This window comes from Microbulbifer aggregans, assembly GCF_020524005.1.
GTDB classification, from domain to species: Bacteria; Pseudomonadota; Gammaproteobacteria; order Pseudomonadales; family Cellvibrionaceae; genus Microbulbifer; species Microbulbifer aggregans_A.
Window position 1 is genome coordinate 108,554 of record NZ_JAIVKK010000001.1, and the last position, 21,645, is coordinate 130,198.

Below are 21,645 nucleotides of genomic sequence, written 5' to 3' on the forward strand. Positions count from 1 at the left end.
AAAACCTCCGGTTTAGCCGAACTGGTTTCTCAGGGACGCAGCCGCGAGACACATGGAATTGATTTTCCGGAAGGCAAAATCCCGCTCCAGGAACCACATGCCGCAATCCGGCGCGAGGCTGATTCGTTCCTTGGGCACAACTTCCATGGCATCGATCACCAGCTTGCGAATCGATTCAATCTCCTCGACTTCCCCTTGCGGATCCAGGTTGAGTACACCGATGGCTACCAGTTTGGTCCCGACGGACTGCAGGAAGTCCGGAGTGTGGCCTGGCTGGGCGTATTCCGTGTGAATGGCGTCGATATCCGATTCCGCGATAAGGGATACCGCTTTCGGATAAATGGGGCTCGGTTCTTTCAGGGCGATATTTTTGGAATAGCCATAGCAGACGTGTACAGAAGTCATGCAATCAACACCGCGAACCATACGGTTAATCGCCTCCACGGCAAAATCCTGACACTGACTGTAACGGAAATGCACTTCGGGTTCGTCAATCTGGATCAGGTCCACACCGGCTGCCGCCAGTGCTTTCAATTCCTGATTCAGCGCATCGGCAATGGCGAAACACAGTGAGGCCTGATCCGTATAGATACCGGTATCAACCAGGCGATAGGACAGGGTGACCGGGCCTATCACGGTGATTTTGCTGCGTTTGGCCGCGTAGCGTTTCAGGAACGGAATATCACTGGCAACCATCGGTCCAGGCCAGCGGATCTTTTCCCGAACCGCCGGGAACAGAACCTTGTGGGCCTGCTTGGGCTCATCGTCCTTTTGCAGATCGGCACCCACATTGGTGGCCTTCTGCTTCATTTTCAGGTACTCGGTAATGTCGTTGTGAAAGTTGGTGAATTCCGCCGGATTATCCTGGTCGATCCCCTGCAGATTGTAGAAATGACCACTGAAGGTCTGGCGGCGAACCTCGCCATCCGTCGCGAATGTCATACCGGCCATATTCTGGTCGTAGATGGCGAGGCGCACGGCATCGTCGATTGCTGCGGGCAGCAGTTCTTTATCGACATTCCACCAGGTGCCTTCCTTCTGGTAGACCTTGTCATGGTCGGCCAGCCATCTTGGTTTTACGTAGCTGCCTACCAGCTGGGTCGGAAACAGGTCTGTCTTCCACATTTGGGTATACCTCGCTCTAGCTGACCGTCGTGCGGCCGTTATTTTTTTTGAGGGGTGCAACCTGTCCCACTCCTTTGTCACATTGAGAGGGCGGGCAGGGTGCCGATAGGTCGGCGCGCCTTCCTTGGCTCAGGATTCAGTAGCGGCGCTGACGAAGCGATCGTGCTCTTCAATTGAAGGCAGGTCGCCTGCAGCCACGCCAAGCCACTTGTCGCCTTCCTCCGGAAGCATCACCGGGATGCCTTCAACGATGGGGTACTGGCGGCCGCAATCGCTGCAGCCCAGCCAGTCGTTTTTCACTTCTGTGAGTACGCCCTTGTTATTGCGGGTGCAGTGGGGGCAGCGCAGGATGTCGATGTAATTTTGAGTATTCATGGTCTCTCTCCCGTTATGGGTATTGCATTGAAATCGGTTATGCCTGAGCGGGGATTCCGGTGTCTGGCTCGGCTTCTGCACCGGCTTGCAGGCCTTCGATGGTGACGTTGCGCACCACCAGGAAGCTGAATACAACCATCAGTGCTTGCAGGACAAAAATGAGTGCAAAGGCAAGGTTGGCTGTCAATACTTCGCTCTCCACCAGCAGAGAGTAGAGGCACCCGCTGACGGTAAAAGAGAGGAAGAGACCGATGACTTGCCCGAGGCTCCAGAGTCCCAGATAGCGGCTCTCCTGACCTTCAACGGTCATGTCCGCCATAAAACTGATGGACGGGAATACAAGCAAGCCGAGGGCGAATGCGCTGTAGCAGTAGAAAACATTGAACAGCGTCAGGTTCTGCAGCCAGGCCGCCCAAGCGAGAAGGGCGAAGCCGATAATGGACAGAGTGGCGCCGATGGCCATCAGGCGCTTACCGAAATCCATTGGCAGGGTTTTCTCGTTTTCGACAGAAAGCCCCGCTGCTTTTTTGGCCTGCAGGCGTTTCTTGGCCGTGACGCCCACGAAAATGCCACACGCGGCCATGCCCAGGGTCTGGATGCCGTTGTAGAAGCGCTGGTAGATGGTGGATTCGCCTGCAGGAAGCCCGAACAGGTCATCGGCCCACAGCTCCTGCAGCATGTCCTGCAGGAAGACTGAGAGCAGGGAGAAAATGATGAAAACAAAGAACAGCATGGCCTGACGGTTGTAAGTCAGTACAGCCATGGATTCTTTTATCGGTTCCAGCAGTTTCACGGGTTTCGGCGGATTGGTTTTTATCTCCTGAAGTTGATCCTTGTTGAGTGGTGTTTCCAGCTTTACCAATCCCAGGATAGTGATGCTGATCATCACGATTGGTGTGAGGTTGTAGAGACCCTGCATGGCTTCCAGGCTGTAAACCGGCATCAGGATGCCAAACACCCAGGCCCAACCGGCCATCGCCAGCGCCTGTACGGTCCAGGTAAGCGTGACAACCCGGGAGCGACTCTCTTTGGTGGTGACATCGTTCAACAGGTCGAGGAACACATTGGCCTGCATGGCGATGCAGATACCAAAGGCGCAGAACAACAGCAGGCAGTAAAAATAGGCGAGGCCACTGCCTGCCTGCATGTCCACCAGCACACCAGGCATCAGCGGAAACGCGCAGCTGCCGAGGAGGGTGCCCAGGAGCATATAGGGGGTGCGGCGGTAGCCCAAGATTGGCCAGCGTTCGCACATGCGGCCGATAATTGGCTGGATGGGGCCAAACAGGGTGTAAACACCGATCAGCAATGAGATGATCGCTGCGGGCAGCCCCATTTCAATAATGGCGATGCGGTTGAAGCTCGTCACCACCATGCAAAAGCTCCAGGCGATGGCGATTTTCTGCAGGGTAAACTGCAACTTCGCCTGACCTTCACTCACTTTCATTTCAATTCACCTTTTGAATAAATTGACATTGGCTAGCCGAGATCCGCGGCCATGGCATTGCTGAGTCCATCTTTGCTGATGCGTTTATGGAAGTTTTCTGCGTTGATCTGCCAAAGGAAGTAGAGACTGTACAGACTGACGAAACCCTCTACCGTAAAGATGATGGCGAACCCATCGGACGCAGCGAACAGGCCACTTTCAATCAGTGAGGTCACCATTTGCCCGCCGGCCATGGATGCGAGACCGCTAGCAAAGGCAATCGCAAATCCCCAGAGCCCTATATAGGCGCCGCGCTCATTGTCAGTGGTGAACTCCATCATAGTGGTCAGGGTGCCGACCAGTGCGAATCCGTTGCAAAAGCCCATGGCAACCAGTGAATAATTGACGATGGTCGCTTCGGCCATATAGGCACCATAGGCGAGGGCGAACATTGATAGCCCTATGCCGCTGATGCCAAACGTGATCGCGCTGATCTTGGAAATTCCTCCGCGGAAAACGAGCGCGCCCATCAGGAACATGCCGACAATGGCTCCGCTGCCCCATATTTGCTGGAAGCGACCTGTTTCACCAACGGTCATCCCGAGTACATCCGCGCCGAATACCTCGAGGATGTTGTCCTGAAGGCTATAGCCGAACATGAACAGGAAAATAAAGCAGAAGAAATTTCTTACCGTACGGTTCGTGATGACGTCAATAGTGAAGTCCTTGAGGCTGGAATGCTCCTCTGCCTCCAGCTTTCCACCATTCGGCATGACATCTCCCGGCTTACGGCGTTTCTCGACACCGAGCAACCCCAGTAATGTAGTGACGCCAACCACTGGTATGGATAGCAGATACAGCGAGCGCATCGTCTGCTCGTCGTAGGTTGGCATGTAGCCGCGGATAAATTGGAGTGATGCGATCATGCCAATGATCAGCATGGTCCAGATCAGTGCCGTTACCAGGCCTCGGCTGCGCTCGGGGATTACCTCTGCAACCAGGGCCAGGTGGTTGGCACCGGCCATCGCGAACCCGATACCAAACAGTACGAGCACCAGGAAGGCAGCTATGTATGTAATGTACGGAATTGTCAGGCCGAACAGCTCATCGGGAGCCTGGGACATTGGCACCACGATGTAAGGCAATACAGCGACTGCCGCTGCTGAGAGCAGCATCCCGATTAGAACGTATGGTGTACGGTGCATACCGAACAGCGGAACACGATCTGCCAGCCGGCCAAGGACGACCCCAAAGGGTGAAAGAAAGTGGTAAAGCCCCAGGAGACTGGTTATGACAACTGCCGTGATACCAAGTTCGTAAATGGAAATACGGTTGAAATTACTGGTCAGAATTGCAAAAAGCCAGCCAGCAGCTGCACGTGGTAATGTTAATTGAAAGGCCCTCAAGACCAGTAGGAACCTGTCCATAAAATGCCCTTAGGTTAATAATCGTTATTAGAATATTTGTCGCAAGGCGACAGGGGCTAAACCTCAACCACCGGTATGGACTACTTGCCGATGCCTGTAATCGGATACAGGTGGAACTCCCACTTCACATCTTCAACCGCGTGGATATCGTCAAAATGTGACTCAGCCCAGGGGCGAACCTTAGCCATAAGGGCATTGATCTGTTCCCTTGTCAGGCTCCAGGTTTCATTGTGTATCCCGTTCTCCATTCGCTCGAGGATTTCGGCTACGGAAACTTTTTCGACCCAGCTGCACGCAACGATCGGACGAGTCATCTGTCCGCCGAGCTTCTGAATTTCCTGGAATAGAGCTGGACCAGCCGCGTCGGTAGGGTGCATTTCAGGGGCAATGTCCAGGGTGAACATACGGGACTGGCTTCTGAGCTGGCCTGCACCAGACTCTTCGTCGAGGACATCGCGGCCGATGATAAAGGTACCGTCCGGCTTCAGGACACGTGCGGCTTCTTTCAGTGCATCCCGCCAGAATTTAATCTGGTGTAATACGTTGGTGGTGATCACCGCATCGAATGTGTTGGTGGCAAATGGTGTTTGCAAAACGGTGCCAACGGTTTGTCGAGCAGGGATGTTGCGATCCTCTGCCAACTTCTTTGAGGCCTTGAGCATGTGATGCTCAATATCCATTGCAATCATGTCAGTATGCGCAGCAATCGGGACGGAAATTCGCCCGGCTCCACCACCGAAATCCATGATCTTTGCGCCTTCGCCGACGAGTTCGGCAGCCGATTGGCCAAGCGCGGCCGCAGCATCGAGAGGAATATTATTGATGTCGTTGTAGATTGCTGCGATCTCTACATAAGACATTTCATTATATGCTTTGCTCATGGCGGCTCCCGCTTCAGCTTTATTGTGTTTTAAGAACCTTAGCGCAGAACAGTTTTCATTTATATCGAAGTTTTTTGATATAGATCGCTGTTTTTGACTTATATCAAGCTGCTCCATTTATCTTGCTTCAGGGGCAACATTGGTCATCCCTGGATTTCTTTCATGCCTGAACTCATTAGGTAATAAGAGAAGCCTAATCCTTTTGTTTCTACTATTTATATTTCTTCAGTTTCTCGGGGATGACGAAGCGTTGATACGGGGGGTATTTTAAGGGGGGCAGTGATTTCTTATCGAATTGACTGCTCAGCTCAGCTCAGCTTTGATCGAGTTCGAGTCGTCGGTATGGTGGCAGAGTGCTTGGGGGAGGATGGAATCAAAAAACACTTGGGTGTTTTTTGACCCTTCGGGCTCGCGTTGCTCGGCCTTAACTCGCTGGCGCGAGTTAATCGAACCTGGGAGGTTCGTCTGCCGCTAGAGCTTGGCATATAGGAACAGGCATGGCAGTGCGGTTCCGGGAGGATGGACTCAAAAAACACTTGGGTGTTTTTTGCCCCTTCGGGCTCGCTCTGCTCGGTCTTAACTCGCTGCGCGAGTTAATCGAACCTGGGAGGTTCGTCCACCGCCCGAACTTGCCATACAAAAAAAGCCCGATCCTTTCGGATCGGGCTTTTTTTGTATGGCGCGCTCGGGAGGATTCGAACCTCCGACCGCCTGGTTCGTAGCCAGGTACTCTATCCAGCTGAGCTACGAGCGCGTTGAGGCCGCGAACAATACGGATTCATCCGTTGGAGGTCAAGTGGAATTTTCAAAAAAATATAGAAATCAGTCGGTTAGGGACCAATCGGCCGATTGGTGGTTGGCTCTGGCGCGTATTTGGGGGCTGCCAGAGGGTTACCCCGCCCGGTGCCATGAACAGCGCTAGACTGAAAGTAGGGAAGGGGCGACGTAAGCAGGTAGGGCTGCCGGTCAGTTGATGATTGGGGCCATGATAGTGGTATCAGGTGCCAATCGTCGCATGCCTTCCCCTGATTATGGAGTTTTCCGGGACGTTCCCTGCATATAATCAGGGCTGATTTGGGTGCCAAACAGGGTAGTAGGCTTTTGAACAGGTTTATTGAGCAAATCAGATGGGAGCCGGGTATCGGCGATCCGACGGTGATGGGATGGCTGACTGTAGTGGCATATTTCGTCACGTTTGTCCTTGGGCTTTTTGTTGTGATGCGCAGCGATTGGCTATTTCAGGGCCGGCGGGACAAGCAGAAGCGGCTATGGATGCTGATTACTGTCGCCATGTTGTTTCTTGGGTTCAATAAACAGTTGGATCTTCAATCCCTGTTTACGGATATTTTCCGCGTGTTGTTTCGGGAAGCCGATCTCTACGACAACCGGCGATCGTTCCAGAAGCTGTTTATCCTGAGCGTGTTGCTGGGCGGTGTCGCGGCGACGACCTGGCTTCTCTACCAGTATCGCAAGCTGCTTCGTTATCATGTGCTGGCAATTTCCGGGCTATGTGCGCTGGCGATATTTATTGTTGTGCGCGCTTCATCGTTCCATGGAATGGATCGATTGATTGGGTTTGAACTGCTTGGGGTTCGGATCAACTGGATTCTTGAGTTAGGTGGTATTGCCCTGATAGCAGTGAATGCCTTCAGGCTATTGGCTCGGCAAACCCCCATTGTTATCCGCAAGCATCGGCGGCGACGCAAGCGGAGAGGGCCAGAACATATGGCTCTTGCACAACAAATTCAAAGGGCAAATTCAGAAAGCCTTCGGTGAATGTGTTGTTGTTCTCCATTGTGACGGTGTTTCGAATTCATCGTTTTTCAGATTTGGCTGTTTTTACATTTGAAGAGCGCGAGTTAGGTTGAATTACGCACATCTATTTATCATTAACTATTGTTAAATTTCGACAGGCCGCTAATATTCACACCAAGTTTTTCAGGATATTGCCATGAGTACATTGTTTAGAGGTTTTCGTCGTATATCGCTACCCGCGCCACAAGGGTTGTGGTGTGCGATTGCGCGTAGTGAGAAAAATCTGAAATAGTGTCCTCCTGGAATCCGGGAGGCGCGAGCCTTCCGGTGTGGAATCAAACCCCCCGTAGGTTCGCCTCCGGGGGGTTTTTATTTTCTGGTCCGGTAGCTCATCGGGTAAGAGCACTTGCTTCATAAGCGAGAGGAGGCGGATTAATTCCGCCACGGACTACCAGTTGAAGGGATTTATGTTGAACAGATTGCTGAAAATGAGACTGAGCTGAGCGTATGAGAGCGCGCTCCTACCGGCATCGAAGCCCCTGTTTATATACTGAATTGACGGTAGGTTTTTACTCAGTTTTTATTTTGTAAGTTATTGAAAAATAAATAAAAATATTCTTTTTTGGGGTTGCGTAATGCTGGTTTCGTGTTAGTTTTTAAAAATGAGTTTGGGATACACAGTGTCCTTTTTTCTGAGTAGAAGCCGCGGCGCGGCAAAAACCACCGGGAAACGACAATGTTCGGTTTGCATCAATACAAAACGATACCAAATCACCCCTCATGCTGGGGGCGGGATTTGTATGCCCGCGCGCTGCTCAGAATTTTCGTATGGCAACCATTAAGCAGTAAGCCCCTGGGCAGCGAGATTAATTTTGGTGAACGTATGAAGGCGTAGTGCGACCTGTCCGGTCGGCTGCGCGCCAACCGGATGCTTGACGATGAAACGCAAGAACCCGGTTGGTGATTTTTACCAGCCGGGTTTTCTTTTGGGTGGAAAAAGTGTGCGTGGGCGATCCTTGTGCACTTTTTAAAAAATTTTCGATTAGCGGATGCGGTGTAGCTCAGTGGTAGAGCCCACTCCTGATAAGGGTGTACGCGACAGTTCAAATCTGTCCACCGCAACCAATTTGTCCCCATCGTCTAACGGTCAGGACAGTTGCCTTTCAAGCAGCAGATACGGGTTCGAACCCCGTTGGGGATACCAGTTAGCAGAGTTCATGGTTGGAGCGTGGCAGACCGGCGCGATGCACCTGGCTTTTAACCAGGGTCAAGCGGGTTCGATTCCCGCCGCTCCAACCATGAATTTTGCTCGGGTCAGTAGCTCAATTTGGTAGAGCACCGGATTCCAAAACCGGTGGTTGCAGGTTCAAGCCCTGCCTGGCCCGCCAGAGTTTGGGGATAGCTCAGACGGTAGAGCGCCTGGCTGTTAACCAGGAGGTCGCCGGTTCGAACCCGGCTCCCCGAGCCAGATTGTGCCCGTGGCCTAATGGGATTGAAGGTGCCGGTCTACGAAACCGGTGATTGCAGGTTCGAGTCCTGCCGGGCACGCCAATTATGCAGCGGTCAAATCCTTCTCCCGATTCGTTGCAAGGGGGCTGGCGCAAGGCCAGCCGTGATTACTGCGAGGGTGGGGCGGTGATCAATTATTCGGTTGAACGGTATGGAAACTGCGGAGCCATGACAGAGTGGGCAAATGTGCCGGATTGCTAATCCGGTGGCCGTTTTGTGGCCGCGAAGGTTCGAATCCTTCTGGCTCCGCCAATTTTGTACTCATTGATGGCGGTTGAGAGTAGTTGGTAACTCGCGAGCCTCTGAAGCTCGAGTCCCGGGTTCGAATCCCGGACCGCCTGCCAATTCTGCCCGTGTAGCTCAGTTGGCGAGAGCAGCCGCCTTGTAAGCGGCAGGTGGTCGGTTCGAATCCGGACCGCGGGCACCAGATTTACTCAGTTTGCGATCGCGTAGCTCAATTGGACAAGAGCGCAAGTTTCCGAAGCTTGAGGTTGTCGGTTCGATCCCGGCCGCGATTGCCAGTAAACGAAGACCAAAAGTTAAAGCTCAATAATCCAAAGGAGGGTGCTTATGAGGCTGATTATTGGTACCCGTGAGTTCGGCGCGGGCTTGACCGTTAGCAACTATGTGGGAGCCAAGCAGCTGATGCGGGAATACCCCGTGAGCCTGTTGCAGATTATTCAGCCCACATCGAGTCGCGAGAGCCTGATTGGATTTCTCGCCTGGTGTAATGGCAAGCATGTACTGCCCGCGCAGGTGGTATTGAACCAGGTAACACCCGAGGACAGGAGGCAGGCAATGCAGTACCTGATCGCGCGGGGTTACCACACCAATGACCGGGTAACGTTTGTAAAAATGCAGGGCGCTCGTAGCTCAATTGGCAGAGCAGGATCGTTCTAAGTTCCCGCGTGGGGGTTCGAGTCCCTCCGGGCGCGCCACTCATTTGCAGCCATCTGGCGTTCCAAGAGGAGGTGGAACAATGGCGAGAGTACTGTATCTGGATGCGGGGGGAATGCCCTTGCGTTGGATTTCGCTGGAAGCAGCGGCCTGTCTGTACACGAGAGAGCAGGTTCTGTGGGAGCTCGGCTCACCAGCCCAGGCCCTGCGCGGCGGCTATAACCGCAGTGGGCTGCGCTCTGCTCTGGATATTGCACCTGTGATTGCAGGCTGTCGGGTGAGCCGCGTTCCTCGCGGAGCGCCGTCGCTGACCAATGCAAAGCTTTTTGCCCGGGATCAGTACATGTGCCTGTACTGCGGCGAGCAATTCACACGAAGCGGGCTGACCCGGGATCATATTGTTCCCGTATCGCGCGGCGGCTTGGATATCTGGGAAAACACCTGTGCAGCCTGTAAACGCTGTAACCAGGCAAAAGGGGCCCGGACACCGGAGGAGGCCGGAATGAGCCTGTTGGCGGTGCCTTTTGTACCCAATCGATTCGAATCAGTGCTGTTGCAAGCGCATACCATCCTGGTGGATCAGATGGCTTATCTGCAGTCCGGACTCAGTCGAAATCGGGATTGGGACGGAAAAGCAAATATCTGGCAGTTATCGGTATTGAAGAGGAACTGAGGTGGCAGGGATTTATTTTTTGGGAGCCGGAATTGGCCAGTTAAAGCGCTGTAACAGAGTGAGAAATTCACCCCGGGGCGGTGCGTTCAAGTGCATTCGTTCGCCGGTGACGGGGTGATCCAGTTCAAGTGAGCACGCATGAAGCAACAGTCGGCCACATCCAAACTGCTCGGCAAACATACGGTTGTGTAGCGATTTACCGTATTTCGGACAGCCGATCAGCGGGTGGGAGAGGTGCTTGAAATGGCGGCGGATCTGGTGCCGCCGGCCTGTGATGAGCTCGACCTCAACCAGTGAGTAGCGGCTGCTGGGGTAGCGGTCGACGGCAATCGGCAATTCAATCGTAGCGAGGCGCCGGTACCGGGTAATCGCTTCTTGCCGGGGAAGATCGGCCTTTGGGCGCTTGCGCTGGTGTTTGAAGTCGTTTACCGGAGGCAGTGGATGGTCAATTACCCCCTGTTCCGGGCAGTAGCCTCGGCAAACCGCCAGGTAGCATTTGGTTGCACGGTCGCTCGTCAATTGTTCCTGCAGGGCTGCGGCGATTTCAGGTGTTTTCGCGAACAGAATGATGCCCGAGGTTGGCTTGTCCAGGCGGTGTATCGGGTACAGGCGGGCGCCTACGAGGTCGCGCATATATTGCAGCAAAAAGCGATGCTCATGCTTGTCAATATCGGAGCGGTGTACCAGCCAGCCTTCCGGTTTGTAGGCGGCTATGAAGTACTGGTCTTCGTATAGGAGTTCCGGGTTCATTACACATCATCGGATAAGCACAATGGCCTGATTATAGGCGGTGTTTGATTCTCAATCGACAATAGGGACTGAGCAAAGCCAGTTACCCTGAAAGTAATATCACTCTATAAGTTGGGGCAGGAACAGGGAGACCGTTATGCCTGTAAAAGTGGTAATCAATGAGGATGGGGCGCTGGGGACCGTGCCGGTGCGAATCTACACCGAAGACATAGAAGCGGCGGCTTTGCAGCAACTGAAGAATATTGCTCAGCTCCCGATTATCCATTCGCATGTTGCGGCTATGCCTGACGTGCATATGGGGATTGGCGCGACCGTCGGTTCTGTGATTCCTACGCTTGGCGCGGTTATTCCCGCGGCAGTAGGGGTGGATATTGGCTGCGGTATGAATGCAATACGCACTTCTTTACGTGCCGACCAGCTACCCGACAACCTGAAACCGCTGCGTGAAGCAATAGAAAGCCGTGTTCCGGTGGGCTTTGCTCGCCATAAATGGCGCAATGCCCGGGAGTTGGCCGCCAAGGATCTCGCGGCGGGCGCTGATCGGCTGTTCACCAAACATCCAGAGATGCTGAAGAAAATACGCGATCCGAGGGATACCTGGGTAACCCAGCTGGGCACGCTGGGCGGAGGTAATCACTTTATCGAGATCTGCCTCGATGAGAGCGACCGTGTTTGGGTCATGTTGCACTCCGGCAGTCGCGGTATCGGCAATGCGATTGGCCAGCATTTTATTCGGCTTGCAAAGCAGGATATGGAAGGGCACATCCAGAATCTGCCTGACAGGGATCTGGCATATTTCAGAGAAGGGAATCCACATTTCGACGATTATATCCAGGCGGTGCACTGGGCTCAGGAATATGCGCGTGTAAACCGTCAGGAAATGATGAAGTTGATTGTGGAGGTACTTCAGGAGCAGCTGTCTCCATTTACCCTGACTTCAGAGGCAATCAACTGTCACCATAATTATCTGGTCAGGGAGCAGCATTTTGGTCGTGATGTTTTCGTTACACGCAAAGGGGCCATCAGCGCCCAGCGAGATCAGCTTGGCATTATTCCCGGATCAATGGGGGCCAGGTCCTATATCGTGCGGGGGCGCGGGAACCCGGAGTCCTTTTGCTCCTTTGCCCACGGCGCGGGTCGCAGGATGAGCCGAACGGCGGCACGAAAGCGTTTTACTACCGCAGATCTGGAAGCGCAGACGCAGGGTGTCCAGTGCCGTAAGGACAAGGGTGTGATTGACGAAATTCCGGCAGCTTATAAGGATATCGACCAGGTAATGGAAAATCAGCGGGATCTGGTGGATGTGGTGCATACCTTGCGGCAAGTGGTCTGTGTAAAAGGCTAGGAGAAAACACACCTGGTGTTGTTAAAGCTTTTGGTGGCGTATAAAGCCCGATTAAGTTGGTACGTACGTGTGGCTGTTATTTGCTCAGGCTAATGCGTGGGGCATCTCGGTTCTTGCTCGTTCGGGACAGAGGATGCCCCTTTACTATTAGCTGTTACCAGATGCGCATACAATAGGCCGGTATTTAAAGAATAAGTGGCCGGCATGTCAGATCGCTTTCGTCCGTTGGTTGAGTATTTTCGTCGCTGTTATAGAGCCGATAGTTACGATCTTTCTATTTCAAATATCGAGAAACTCCCCAAATCCCGCCGATACTTCATCGAAGGTGAAGATTTGTTGGGGAGTGGGCAATTGCATCGTATCCCCCTGGTCGGCGATGTAGCGGCGTCCTTACTGGAGCAGGCTGATACTTATCGCAGGGAAAAACGTTTACTGTTTGGCCTGTTTATTGTGACTGGTCGTGTGGCCAGCGCAGGTGGCTTCTCTTCGCAGCGTAACATCTGTTCTCCGCTTATTTATGTGCCCGCCACACTAAACCGGGACGAAGACATTTTCCTGGAAGTCGATACTTCCGATGTGCGTGCAAATCTTCCCCTGTTGCGTTCGCTGTTGAAGCCCAATGTAGATTCGGCGGTGGTTGAGCGATTCCCCGTTCCCCAGTGGCCGCTGGACTCAAGCCAGGTCGCTGCTATGGGGCGCTGGCTGCATCAGTATTCTGAACTGAGCGGCCTGGAAGAACTTGGCCGATGGCCGCGCCTGCTCGATGAGGGTGAAATCCTGCGAGGCTCTGGAAAGGCGGGCGGGGGGTTAAGGCTCGCAACGGCCTGTTGTGTCGTCCTGGCTGATCGCTCGCGGGGCGTACGAGGCGTATTGCACGAACTGGCGGGCCTCGTAAATTGTGCATCCTATTCCCGGCCGCTGAGGCAAGTACTCGGTGGCGGCGTTGCGGAATGCAGGGTATCCAGCAGCACCCCCGAGATGCTGCCGGGTTTGCTCAATGAAACCCAGAAAAAAGCCCTGCACAATGCCGCTCACTTCGGCCTGAGTTTAGTGTCCGGTCCTCCGGGTACCGGCAAGAGTTTCACCATTGCGGCCATGGCTATTGATCGGATGCTGCAGGGGGAGTCGGTTCTTATTGTCTCCAAAACACCCCAGGCTATCGATGTCGTCGGAGAAAAACTGAGTGAGGGCTATGGGTTGCAGGCCGGCCTGGTAAGAGCCGGCGAGCGGGGGTTCTCCCATAGCCTGAAAGCGCACCTGGACTCGATGCTCAAAGAAGGGCTCGATAGTGGCCACCGATCCTTGTCAGATGTAAGAAAAGCGTTGTTGACGGCGCGTAAGGACCTGGTTGGACACGAGCGGCGATTTGAGCGGGCGTTACGGATTGTACGGCGACTGGGGTCTGAAAAAACGCCTGGCTGGCTGAGCCGCGTACTCGGCTCTCTGTATTCTCCACTTATCAACCTGAGCGCGCTATGGGAGCGAGCGGAGTCTATTGCAACGCGTCGTGCCCGGTTCGAGAAAGCGGCGACAGATTACCTTAATACCTACCGACTGGACTGCCTGGAAACATTGCTCGCACGTAAGCGCGGTGCGTTGTCGCTGTTTGACCAGGCGCTCAGGTCTCGGACCTCCAAGCGTCAGGCTGAGCGATTTGCACAGCTGGATTTTGATGTGATCCTGAAAGCCTACCCGATTTGGCTTGTTGGCCTCGATGAGGTTAGCCAGGTATTGCCGTTTCATGAGTCGCTGTTTGACCTGGTGATCTTTGACGAATCCACACAATGTGATATCGCGAGTGCATTACCGGCTATTCAGCGGGCAAAACGTGCTGTGATTGTTGGGGATGGGAAGCAACTCAGGCACGTTTCCTTTCTATCTTCTGTAGCCCAAGAGAAAATCTGGCGGGACTGTCTGGGCGAGTTGTCACCCCAGTCTCAATACGGGTATCGAGACCAGTCGTTGCTGGATGTGGTGTCCGCTGTGATTGAGAGCCAGGCTGCGGTGACGATGCTGGATGAACATTATCGCAGTGCGCCGGAACTGATCAGCTTCAGCAATCAGTATTTTTATAATGATCGCCTTAAAATTATGCAGGCGCGTCCCAGCGCTTCGCTTCAATCGGCCCTGGAATTCCGGCCGGTCGCAGGTCGCCGTTCCGCGAGTGGTAGAAACCGTCTTGAGCGGGATGAGGTAGTGCGGGAAATCCGGGCACATATTGATCAATTTGCGGGTGCTCCTGTGAAGCCTTCGGTCGGTGTGCTGTCTCCTTACCGTGAGCAGGCGGAATATATCGATAAAGCCGTGCGCAAATCCCTGAGCGCAGAGGAGCTGGCCGCTTATTCAGTGCGGGTTGCGACGCCCTACGGATTTCAGGGGGAAGAGCGGGATCTGATGCTGTTGTCTTTTGCTATTGACGTTGAATCCAAACGGGCTGGTGCATATCTGAACCGCGCGGATATGTTCAATGTGGCGGTGACCAGGGCGAAGCGCCGGCAGGTGGTGTTCCATTCCATCGATGGGGGTGAGCTTACGCAAGACAACCTCTTCGCGCGCTACCTATCTCACAATCATCAGGCCGTCAGCGCTGTCGGGACGGTAAACTACTGCCGGTTCGCGGATGCAGTGAAAGCGTCGCTGGTTGATCACGGTGTGAATGTCTGGGTGGGCCTTACCATTGCGGGACATGAAATTGACATTGTCTGTGAGCGGGCAGGGTGCTTGTTGGGTATTGACCTGATTGGTTACCCGGGAGATTTTTCTGAATATTTTTCAATCAATGTTTATCAGGCACTACACCGGGCTGGCATATCGCTGGTGCCCCTGGCATACAGGCAATGGGAAAATGACCGCGAAGCGTGTGTTGCCAGGATGCTAAGCCGGATTGACGGCCGGGTAGAGAAAGGCATGGCGCCCGGGGATCCGGTCATTGAATAATGGGCTGCTGGCCATCATTTAGTATTCATCTTTCCGGGATGTTTCTCTGGCCTGCTTGAGGATATCAGGCATTGCCGTGTCTTCTACGCCCAGAACATCAATGATTGCGACGAAAAGATCGGCTGAGAACATACATTTACTGACCTTGCTGCGCAGATTCTCCGGTGTGACGGTGATACCGCGTTCGGCGAGGGCGCCGGCCAGGTCGTTGTAGCGCACGTTCTTCAATGCCATGGACGCGCGCACATAGCGGGCAATGGCCTGCTTGTACGGGGTCAGGGCGCGGTGGTTTTCGACGCTTTGCTTTGGATCCATAGTGTCCTCTCTGTTTGTTGCTTATGATAACCGTGTGTGTCTTATTTGCAACAAAAGTGTCGATTGGGCATTGACCCTAAAAATTTTGCTGTTATATTTGTGACTCATATTCCACATCAACAAGGGAGTTGAAATGACCTGGAACAACGAAAATCTGCGCCAGCTTGCTGAGCAGCACCCAGACTGGGTGGTCGAGGCTGAGGGCGATTGCCTTAGCGTCTCCAACGATGAAGGTGTTGACGCCTTTGTTTATGTGGGCGAGCGCCAGATCGTCGTAGAGAGCATTCTGTTTCCCGTCAGCCAGGTAAATGACCAGGCGGCGCTGAACAAGCTGATTCTGCAAACGCATCAGCTGGTGCCATTGACCACAGTGGCGATCAACAATATCGGTGGCGAAGACTACTACGTAGCTTTCGGTGCTTTGTCGGTATCCAGCAAGGACGAAGTGGTTATCGAAGAAGTTGAAACTCTTTTTGCCAATGTGGGCGACCTTCTGGATCTCTACGCCGCACATTTTGAACTGGAGGAAGTAGCATGAGCCTGAAAAAAATCTGGACCGCCCTGCGTGGCGCTGTAAATGAAGGTACCGAGGCGATTGCCGACAGCCAGTCCCTGCGTATCCTCGACCAGGAATTGCGCGATGCAAAAACCGAGCTGAAGGCCTGTGACGAAAACCTGACCAAAATTATGGCCAAGCGTAAATTGGCTGATAACAAGGTGAAGGCGCTGCAGGCGGATATCGACAATTACACCAATCACGCAATCTCAGCGAGTGAGAAGGGTGATGACACTCTGGCAATTGAATGTGCCGAGCGAGTTGCGGAGCTGGAATCCCAGCTGGAAGTGGAACAGGGCCTTCTGCAGGGTTTCCACACTTCCGAGTCTTCCCTGAAGACCAATATCTCCAAGGCCAAGGCCAACGTGCGTCGCATGGAGCAACAGATCGACCAGATCAAGGCCACTGAGTCTGTACAGAAGGCGCAGGTTGCGGTTTCCACCCGCCATATGGGGGCGAACAGCAAGGTAAAGACCGCGCTGGATAGCATGGAGCGCATCAAGGCCAAGCAGCAGCAACGCGCAGCGGAGCTGGAAGCGGCTGAAGAGTTGGCAGCGGATGAGTCCGGCTCCAGCCTGGATGCCAAGCTGAAAGCTGCGGGTATCACACCCGGCGGCCAGGTGAACGGAAGCGATAAGCTGGCGCAGCTGCTGGCCAAGCGCACCCAGGCTTAATCATGTTGTTGTATAAAGTGCGACGCCTTCTGGCGTCGCTTTTTATTAGGGCCTCTGGAACTACGGTCCTGGCGGCAACGGCATTGTATGTCTTGGGCTGCTACGTTTTGCTGTCTTTTGCTGGTGAAGCAGACATCGTTGCTCCGGAAAACTTCTTCTACTGGTTGGTGGTGACAGCGTCGACGGTTGGATACGGTGATTTTTCTCCTACAACACCGTCAGGCAAACTCGCGGTCAGTCTTTGGGTCATTCCCGTGGGGCTAAGCCTGTTTGCGATGATCATTACCCGGGTAGGTTTCGGAATCTCTGAATTTGTGCAGCGGGGCAAAAAGGGTTTACGCAAGATGAAGCATGAAAACCATACCGTTATCATTGGCTGGAACAGCGCGCGCACGCTGCGGTTGATCGAGTTGCTATTGTCAAAAACCAATGGCGATGCATCCGATATCGTACTGTGTGTAGAAGCGGATATTGAGAATCCGATGCCCCATAAAATTGATTTTGTGCGGGTAGAGTCTTTCTCTCATGCGGAGAGCATGCAGCGGGCGAGCCTGGACAGGGCAGCACGGATTATCATCGACAACCCGCTGGATGACGTGACGCTGACCACCGCACTTTTTTGTGACAAATTGAGCCCGGATAGCCATAAAACGGCCTATTTCCAGGATGAGAATGTCGGTGAGCTTCTGCGTGCGCACTGTCCCAATATTGAATGCATCCCTTCCGTAGCTGTGGAAATGTTGGCCAAGTCATCCCTTGACCCGGGTTCTGCACGTTTGCATCGTCAGCTGCTCGACAGTACTTACGGTATGACACAGTACAGTGTGGTTTATCAGGGTGAGCAGCCGCTTTCGGCTGGTGCACTTTTTGATCATTTCAAGCATGAACTGGCGGCAACGCTAATTGGTGTTCGTCGCACCGGTGAACAGAAGATTGCTATTAATCCGGCGTTGAATGAAAATGTCGCCGCCGGCGATACCGTGTATTACATCGCCGCGGAGCGTTTACCGGAAAAACGCTGTTTTGATGTAAAAGTTACCGGCAGGGAAGGGCTCGGCGAATGTTTGACAAACTGATCAATAAATTCAAAAAGCCGGAAGTGAAGCCGCAAACCCCTGAGATTATGGGGTTGCGTATTGGTGCGAGCTTCGAGATTGATCCCCTGGCAATACGCCTGGTTCTGGATCAATTGGCCATAGATTCTTTTGAACCCACGCAGATTATCAAGGCCGCAGGTGTTGTCGATATGGATGGCACCTGGGTCTACCGCTTTTATACCGACGATGACGCCTGGTTACAGGTTGTTGCGGAAGGTGGGCAACGTGATGAGTGCGTGGTCGATGTAAAACTCTTCCATTTCTACGATACCCGCGATGTGTCCGGCCAAAGTGCCTGGGACAGCCTGTTGCAGCGCGAAATCGGTACTGCTAGCTATTCTCTGGACGGCCGTACCTACGAGCGAGTCTGGACAGCAGCTGGGGATTACCATAACCCTGTGCATATGGAAGAAACCACCTACGACGAGGATGGGAACCACTCCAGTACGGATCAGTTCACCATGCTGTTCGAGCGTCCGTTGTCGGATCAGCGCACTGAATCCCTGTTCCTGTCCGCAGAAGAAAAACTCGAGACTGGGGGGTACCTCAGTCGTTGCCTGGTGCTTAGCACCGGCATTTCACTCTCACCATCTCAAATTACGATTCACGGTTAACAAGGAGAAGTATCGATGGACCAGCCTTATGATTTGATGACTGGTATCCTGCATTTCGGCACCTATTTTGGGTTGTCCATGGTGTTGTTGGTAGCTTTCAAGTTTCTTTACACCCTGGTCACCCCGCATGACGAATGGAAGTTAATCCGTGAGCAGAACAACACGGCTGCAGCCATTGGCTTTGGTGGTGCGGTGCTTGGATTTGCTATTGCTCTTGGCGGCGCAGCGAGCAATTCCGTGTCCCTTGTGGATTTTGGTACCTGGGCTCTGATCGCGTTGGTTGCCCAGATTATTGCATTTGCCATTATTCGTTTCCTGTTTATGCCGCAAGTGGTTTCTCGTATCGAGGACGGTGAAATCAGCGCTGGCGTCATGCTGGCTGCTACTACCATTTCCGTCGGCGTGCTGAACGCTGCGTGCATGTCCTACTAATTGGAGGGCATGTCATGACGCGGATAAAACGAACACGAGCCATTAACCTCGAAAGCATGCGCAAGGCGGCTGGCCGCAATTTTGTTATGCGCCCGGTAGCCCTCGGTATCGTTGCAGCCCTGATGGGTTGTAGCTCGAAGGAAGAGGTAAAGGTCGTCGCATCAGTCGACGATTGTGTCGACAGCACTGAACTGAATCGAGAGCAGTGCGAGGCGGCGTACCAGCAGGCATTGCGTGAGGCCGAACGTACGGGCCCCAAATATGACGCCCGTCATCAATGCGAAGTGGAGTTCGGAAGCTGTCGCCAGTCCGGGAGTTTTTGGCTCCCGCTGATGACTGGATTCATGGTTGGTCAGATGCTGGATCGAGATCGGCATTACTACTACAACCCGGTCTATCGCTACTCCAACCCTTATTCCAGCCACTATGATCGACTGATGACTGCCGATGGCAGTGTTGTCGGCCGTTCCGGCAAGGCTAGCTACACGGTACCTAGCTCCGCAACCAAGCCCAAGCCGACCGTCACCAAAACGGTTTCCCGTGGTGGGTTTGGTTCGGTAGCTTCGGCGAAGTCCAGCTGGGGTGGTGGTCGCTCCGGAGGCTGGGGGGGCTAACCTTGCTGCGCATGCCCATAAACCCGCGCCCGGACTGGAAGGAACGTGCGCGGGAATTCGGTTTTGGATTTCACACCATGTATGGCGAGCCATACTGGGATGAGTCTGCGTACTACCAGTTTTCCCTCAAGCAGATTGAGCAGGATCTCGAGGCGCCGACCGAAGAAATTCACCAGATGTGCCTCGATGTGGTGAATCGTGTGGTGGCGGATGACGAACTCATGCGCCGCTTCCGTATCCCGGAGTGTCACTGGAATCTCGTGCGAGACTCCTGGCAAAACGGCGATCCCAGCCTCTACTCCCGTTTTGATTTTGCCTATGCCGGACAGGGCCCGGCCAAGCTGTATGAAAATAATGCGGATACGCCAACCAGTCTGTTTGAAACCGGTTTCTGGCAGTGGCTATGGCTTGAGGACAATGTCGATCGCGGGGCGTTGCCGCGGCAGGCAGATCAGTTCAACAGTCTGCAGGAAAAACTGGTTAATCGTTTTCGCGACCTGCAATTCCTGACCCCTGACCGGGCACTGCACTTCGCCTGCTGTAAAGACACGGAAGAAGATCGTGGTACTGTTCAGTATCTTCAGGACTGTGCACGGGAGGCGGGAATCAGTGAGCATTTCGTGTTCATGGAAGATATCGGCGTCGATGCGGAAGGACGCTTTGCCGACCTTAAAGACCAGGTTATCACCTGGATGTTTAAGCTTTACCCCTGGGAGTTCATGTTCCGGGAAGCTTACGGTGAATATCTGGAGGACAGTAATGTCCGTTGGCTGGAGCCGCCATGGAAGTCGATTCTGTCTAACAAAGCGCTTTTGCCGACCTTGTGGAAGTTGCATCCGGGGCATCCCAACTTGTTGCCGGCATTCTTTGAGGATGAGCTGAGTAAGGCCGGGGATGTGGGTGCGCTGGTCAAAAAGCCGATTTTCTCCCGTGAGGGCGCCAATATTTCCATTGTGCAATCCGGGGTTCAGTCGGGTAATGAACAGCAATCTGAACTTCTGTCGGATGGCCCCTACGGAGAGGAGGGGTTTGTCTATCAGGCTTTACACCCGCTGCCGAAGTTTGGTGCCAATTACACGCTTGTCGGCAGTTGGCTGATAGATGATGAGGCCGCCGGCATTTCCATTCGTGAAGACAGTGGTCTGATCACTCAGGATTCCAGCCGCTACCTGCCGCATATTATTCTCTAAATCTGGATCTGGTTTCACAGGTATTGTCCCGTCGACACCTTGTTGGCGGGACTTTCCGAGACATTATTGCTTAAGCTTATTTACTGCCGGATGGCCACGTATCCAGAGGCTCCACATAAACCCAGCGCTTTTTGTACAGTTTAAACAGTGAAATTTCGTGCAACGCGCGCGCTTCCCCGCCGTCCTCAAACCAGGCCTTGAACTCCACGATCGACTTTTTGAGCCCCTGCTTGGTTTTGATAACTTCAAGTTTTCGCCACTCGGTTTGCAGATCTTCTGCACTCAGCTCCGGGCAAGTATCCGGGTGCCAGGTCTTTTTCAGGTAGGCGAGCTTGCCCAGGGTGAAGGCGCTGTAGCGGCTGCGCATTAACGCCTCTGCGGTATTCGGGTAGGCGTTACCGGACAGGTAGATTTCGCAGCACTGGGAAAAAGGTTTTCCGGAGCAGCAGGGGCAGTTATTCGGCATGGCTACCTCAAGTGAATCGATGCGGCATGATACCAGCGGTCGGCCCATTGCGGAAAATACCAGAACTGCTTGGTCTGGTTCGCTTGGAGGAAATCGGTGACTCCAGCTGCTAGTCTCAGAAAGTACAACTTCGCTTGGCAGCGGTGATGCTATGAGTCGGTGGTGGTTAGGTGCAGTTCTGGCGCCTGCGCTGGTGATGGCGCAGGATACAGGCAATGGAACATCACGGGTTGGTGGTGGCCAGAGTCCTTATCTGAGTTTCTGTCAGGAGCGCTTCTACAAAGAAGACGATGGCCTTTTGCGCTGCAACTGGGCGGTGAATTTTAACTTTGCCTGTTTCGTTTCCTACCCGTCTAACAAGGTGATCCAGGAGGGGTCAAAAATCTCGGAGCCTGAGGTCGTGGGCGAATGTGACAATGGGGAGCGTATCATCAAGCTGCTGCATTATTGAGTGGTAAAATTCCCACGATATGTTTCGTTTCCTGCCCCGGTTTAATTTCGCGATAGCCGGCTAATCTACTGGTGCGGCTTTCCAGCGTTTTTCTTCTTTCCTTGTTTAGACGTTCGTCCGCCTTCGTTTGCACTTC

The 21,645-nt window shown here is 53.5% G+C and carries 20 protein-coding genes and 12 tRNA genes; 23 read left to right on the plus strand and 9 right to left on the minus strand.

Annotated features, from left to right (window positions below; all coding sequences use genetic code 11):
• Window positions 1-12: 12 nt before the first annotated feature.
• The 6 genes from LC093_RS00465 to LC093_RS00490 all read right to left on the minus strand — a co-directional run bounded on the left by LC093_RS00465 (window position 13) and on the right by LC093_RS00490 (window position 5,988).
• Window positions 13-1,125, minus strand: coding sequence for a cobalamin-independent methionine synthase II family protein (locus LC093_RS00465; protein WP_226660912.1), 1,113 nt, complete (start codon window positions 1,123-1,125; stop codon window positions 13-15).
• 129 nt (window positions 1,126-1,254) lie between these two features.
• Window positions 1,255-1,500, minus strand: coding sequence for a Trm112 family protein (locus tag LC093_RS00470; protein WP_226660913.1), 246 nt, complete (start codon window positions 1,498-1,500; stop codon window positions 1,255-1,257).
• A gap of 37 nt (window positions 1,501-1,537) precedes the next feature.
• The gene (locus tag LC093_RS00475; protein ID WP_226660915.1) at window positions 1,538-2,947 is read right to left on the minus strand and encodes a BCD family MFS transporter; all 1,410 of its coding nucleotides are present in this window, start codon (window positions 2,945-2,947) and stop codon (window positions 1,538-1,540) included.
• A 32-nt stretch (window positions 2,948-2,979) separates the two neighbouring features.
• Window positions 2,980-4,353, minus strand: a complete 1,374-nt coding sequence (locus tag LC093_RS00480) for a BCD family MFS transporter (RefSeq protein WP_226660917.1) — start codon at window positions 4,351-4,353, stop codon at window positions 2,980-2,982.
• An 80-nt stretch (window positions 4,354-4,433) separates the two neighbouring features.
• Window positions 4,434-5,234 (minus strand): class I SAM-dependent methyltransferase, encoded by an 801-nt coding sequence (locus tag LC093_RS00485; RefSeq protein WP_226660919.1) that lies wholly within the window; start codon window positions 5,232-5,234, stop codon window positions 4,434-4,436.
• Between the two features lie 677 nt (window positions 5,235-5,911).
• Window positions 5,912-5,988: transfer RNA gene (locus LC093_RS00490), tRNA-Arg, on the minus strand.
• A 347-nt stretch (window positions 5,989-6,335) separates the two neighbouring features.
• Here LC093_RS00490 and LC093_RS00495 point away from each other — a divergent pair.
• The 13 genes from LC093_RS00495 (at window position 6,336) to LC093_RS00555 (ending at window position 10,068) form a co-directional block, all read left to right on the plus strand.
• On the plus strand, window positions 6,336-7,010 hold the full coding sequence (locus tag LC093_RS00495) for a hypothetical protein (protein WP_226660920.1): 675 nt from the start codon (window positions 6,336-6,338) through the stop codon (window positions 7,008-7,010).
• A gap of 357 nt (window positions 7,011-7,367) precedes the next feature.
• Window positions 7,368-7,443 (plus strand) — tRNA-Met (locus LC093_RS00500).
• 596 nt (window positions 7,444-8,039) lie between these two features.
• Window positions 8,040-8,114, plus strand: a tRNA-Ile gene (locus tag LC093_RS00505).
• A gap of 4 nt (window positions 8,115-8,118) precedes the next feature.
• A tRNA-Glu gene (locus LC093_RS00510) sits at window positions 8,119-8,193 on the plus strand.
• A gap of 18 nt (window positions 8,194-8,211) precedes the next feature.
• A tRNA-Lys gene (locus LC093_RS00515) sits at window positions 8,212-8,288 on the plus strand.
• Window positions 8,289-8,300: 12 nt separating this feature from the next.
• Window positions 8,301-8,377 (plus strand) — tRNA-Trp (locus tag LC093_RS00520).
• A gap of 4 nt (window positions 8,378-8,381) precedes the next feature.
• Window positions 8,382-8,457, plus strand: a tRNA-Asn gene (locus LC093_RS00525).
• A gap of 4 nt (window positions 8,458-8,461) precedes the next feature.
• Window positions 8,462-8,540: transfer RNA gene (locus tag LC093_RS00530), tRNA-Arg, on the plus strand.
• Between the two features lie 120 nt (window positions 8,541-8,660).
• Window positions 8,661-8,750 (plus strand) — tRNA-Ser (locus tag LC093_RS00535).
• Between the two features lie 97 nt (window positions 8,751-8,847).
• A tRNA-Thr gene (locus tag LC093_RS00540) sits at window positions 8,848-8,925 on the plus strand.
• Window positions 8,926-8,941: 16 nt separating this feature from the next.
• Window positions 8,942-9,019, plus strand: a tRNA-Arg gene (locus tag LC093_RS00545).
• A 341-nt stretch (window positions 9,020-9,360) separates the two neighbouring features.
• A tRNA-Arg gene (locus tag LC093_RS00550) sits at window positions 9,361-9,436 on the plus strand.
• Window positions 9,437-9,477: 41 nt separating this feature from the next.
• Entirely contained in the window at window positions 9,478-10,068 is a 591-nt protein-coding gene (locus tag LC093_RS00555) for an HNH endonuclease (RefSeq protein WP_226660922.1), read from the plus strand.
• Window positions 10,069-10,080: 12 nt separating this feature from the next.
• Here the strand turns inward: LC093_RS00555 and LC093_RS00560 are convergent, their stop codons facing one another.
• Window positions 10,081-10,818 (minus strand): pseudouridine synthase, encoded by a 738-nt coding sequence (locus LC093_RS00560; RefSeq protein ID WP_226660924.1) that lies wholly within the window; start codon window positions 10,816-10,818, stop codon window positions 10,081-10,083.
• Between the two features lie 136 nt (window positions 10,819-10,954).
• On the opposite strand from LC093_RS00560, the gene LC093_RS00565 reads away from it, so the two are divergent.
• Complete coding sequence (locus LC093_RS00565; RefSeq protein ID WP_226660926.1) at window positions 10,955-12,163, plus strand: RtcB family protein; 1,209 nt, start codon at window positions 10,955-10,957, stop codon at window positions 12,161-12,163.
• Between the two features lie 204 nt (window positions 12,164-12,367).
• On the plus strand, window positions 12,368-15,100 hold the full coding sequence (locus LC093_RS00570) for a DEAD/DEAH box helicase (RefSeq protein WP_226660928.1): 2,733 nt from the start codon (window positions 12,368-12,370) through the stop codon (window positions 15,098-15,100).
• Window positions 15,101-15,118: 18 nt separating this feature from the next.
• On the opposite strand, the gene LC093_RS00575 is transcribed toward LC093_RS00570, so the two are convergent.
• Window positions 15,119-15,415: a DUF6471 domain-containing protein gene (locus LC093_RS00575; RefSeq protein WP_226660929.1), complete on the minus strand. Its 297-nt coding sequence runs from the start codon at window positions 15,413-15,415 to the stop codon at window positions 15,119-15,121.
• Between the two features lie 133 nt (window positions 15,416-15,548).
• Here LC093_RS00575 and LC093_RS00580 point away from each other — a divergent pair, with 133 nt between their 5' ends.
• The 7 genes from LC093_RS00580 (at window position 15,549) to LC093_RS00610 (ending at window position 20,592) form a co-directional block, all read left to right on the plus strand.
• The gene (locus LC093_RS00580; RefSeq protein WP_226660931.1) at window positions 15,549-15,953 is read left to right on the plus strand and encodes a DUF2170 family protein; all 405 of its coding nucleotides are present in this window, start codon (window positions 15,549-15,551) and stop codon (window positions 15,951-15,953) included.
• Complete coding sequence (locus tag LC093_RS00585; RefSeq protein ID WP_226660933.1) at window positions 15,950-16,645, plus strand: PspA/IM30 family protein; 696 nt, start codon at window positions 15,950-15,952, stop codon at window positions 16,643-16,645. The genes LC093_RS00580 and LC093_RS00585 overlap by 4 nt, the downstream gene beginning before the upstream one ends.
• 92 nt (window positions 16,646-16,737) lie before the next feature.
• Entirely contained in the window at window positions 16,738-17,721 is a 984-nt protein-coding gene (locus LC093_RS00590; RefSeq protein WP_226660935.1) for a potassium channel family protein, read from the plus strand.
• Window positions 17,706-18,356, plus strand: a complete 651-nt coding sequence (locus LC093_RS00595) for a YjfK family protein (protein ID WP_226660937.1) — start codon at window positions 17,706-17,708, stop codon at window positions 18,354-18,356. Before LC093_RS00590 ends, LC093_RS00595 begins: the two co-directional genes overlap by 16 nt.
• Before the next feature lie 15 nt (window positions 18,357-18,371).
• Complete coding sequence (locus tag LC093_RS00600; protein ID WP_226660939.1) at window positions 18,372-18,788, plus strand: DUF350 domain-containing protein; 417 nt, start codon at window positions 18,372-18,374, stop codon at window positions 18,786-18,788.
• Window positions 18,789-18,802: 14 nt separating this feature from the next.
• The gene (locus LC093_RS00605; RefSeq protein ID WP_226660941.1) at window positions 18,803-19,402 is read left to right on the plus strand and encodes a DUF1190 domain-containing protein; all 600 of its coding nucleotides are present in this window, start codon (window positions 18,803-18,805) and stop codon (window positions 19,400-19,402) included.
• Between the two features lie 11 nt (window positions 19,403-19,413).
• A complete protein-coding gene (locus LC093_RS00610) occupies window positions 19,414-20,592 on the plus strand; it encodes a glutathionylspermidine synthase family protein (RefSeq protein ID WP_226662395.1) in 1,179 nt (392 codons plus the stop codon).
• Between the two features lie 76 nt (window positions 20,593-20,668).
• Here the strand turns inward: LC093_RS00610 and LC093_RS00615 are convergent, their stop codons facing one another.
• Window positions 20,669-21,058, minus strand: coding sequence for a YchJ family protein (locus tag LC093_RS00615; RefSeq protein ID WP_226660942.1), 390 nt, complete (start codon window positions 21,056-21,058; stop codon window positions 20,669-20,671).
• A gap of 151 nt (window positions 21,059-21,209) precedes the next feature.
• Here LC093_RS00615 and LC093_RS00620 point away from each other — a divergent pair, with 151 nt between their 5' ends.
• A complete protein-coding gene (locus LC093_RS00620) occupies window positions 21,210-21,509 on the plus strand; it encodes a hypothetical protein (RefSeq protein ID WP_226660944.1) in 300 nt (99 codons plus the stop codon).
• The last annotated feature ends 136 nt before the right edge of the window (window positions 21,510-21,645 follow it).

What these genes read in the sequence shown, in the direction of transcription:
- LC093_RS00465 (WP_226660912.1), bottom strand. Translation starts at nt 1,125, where the DNA reads ATGTGGAAGACAGACCTGTTTCCGACCCAGCTGGTAGGCAGCTACGTA.
- LC093_RS00470 (WP_226660913.1), bottom strand. Translation starts at nt 1,500, where the DNA reads ATGAATACTCAAAATTACATCGACATCCTGCGCTGCCCCCACTGCACC.
- LC093_RS00475 (WP_226660915.1), bottom strand. Translation starts at nt 2,947, where the DNA reads ATGAAAGTGAGTGAAGGTCAGGCGAAGTTGCAGTTTACCCTGCAGAAA.
- LC093_RS00480 (WP_226660917.1), bottom strand. Translation starts at nt 4,353, where the DNA reads ATGGACAGGTTCCTACTGGTCTTGAGGGCCTTTCAATTAACATTACCA.
- LC093_RS00485 (WP_226660919.1), bottom strand. Translation starts at nt 5,234, where the DNA reads ATGAGCAAAGCATATAATGAAATGTCTTATGTAGAGATCGCAGCAATC.
- LC093_RS00555 (WP_226660922.1), top strand. Translation starts at nt 9,478, where the DNA reads ATGGCGAGAGTACTGTATCTGGATGCGGGGGGAATGCCCTTGCGTTGG.
- LC093_RS00560 (WP_226660924.1), bottom strand. Translation starts at nt 10,818, where the DNA reads ATGAACCCGGAACTCCTATACGAAGACCAGTACTTCATAGCCGCCTAC.
- LC093_RS00565 (WP_226660926.1), top strand. Translation starts at nt 10,955, where the DNA reads ATGCCTGTAAAAGTGGTAATCAATGAGGATGGGGCGCTGGGGACCGTG.
- LC093_RS00570 (WP_226660928.1), top strand. Translation starts at nt 12,368, where the DNA reads ATGTCAGATCGCTTTCGTCCGTTGGTTGAGTATTTTCGTCGCTGTTAT.
- LC093_RS00575 (WP_226660929.1), bottom strand. Translation starts at nt 15,415, where the DNA reads ATGGATCCAAAGCAAAGCGTCGAAAACCACCGCGCCCTGACCCCGTAC.
- LC093_RS00580 (WP_226660931.1), top strand. Translation starts at nt 15,549, where the DNA reads ATGACCTGGAACAACGAAAATCTGCGCCAGCTTGCTGAGCAGCACCCA.
- LC093_RS00585 (WP_226660933.1), top strand. Translation starts at nt 15,950, where the DNA reads ATGAGCCTGAAAAAAATCTGGACCGCCCTGCGTGGCGCTGTAAATGAA.
- LC093_RS00595 (WP_226660937.1), top strand. Translation starts at nt 17,706, where the DNA reads ATGTTTGACAAACTGATCAATAAATTCAAAAAGCCGGAAGTGAAGCCG.
- LC093_RS00600 (WP_226660939.1), top strand. Translation starts at nt 18,372, where the DNA reads ATGGACCAGCCTTATGATTTGATGACTGGTATCCTGCATTTCGGCACC.
- LC093_RS00605 (WP_226660941.1), top strand. Translation starts at nt 18,803, where the DNA reads ATGACGCGGATAAAACGAACACGAGCCATTAACCTCGAAAGCATGCGC.
- LC093_RS00610 (WP_226662395.1), top strand. Translation starts at nt 19,414, where the DNA reads ATGCCCATAAACCCGCGCCCGGACTGGAAGGAACGTGCGCGGGAATTC.
- LC093_RS00615 (WP_226660942.1), bottom strand. Translation starts at nt 21,058, where the DNA reads ATGCCGAATAACTGCCCCTGCTGCTCCGGAAAACCTTTTTCCCAGTGC.
- LC093_RS00620 (WP_226660944.1), top strand. Translation starts at nt 21,210, where the DNA reads ATGAGTCGGTGGTGGTTAGGTGCAGTTCTGGCGCCTGCGCTGGTGATG.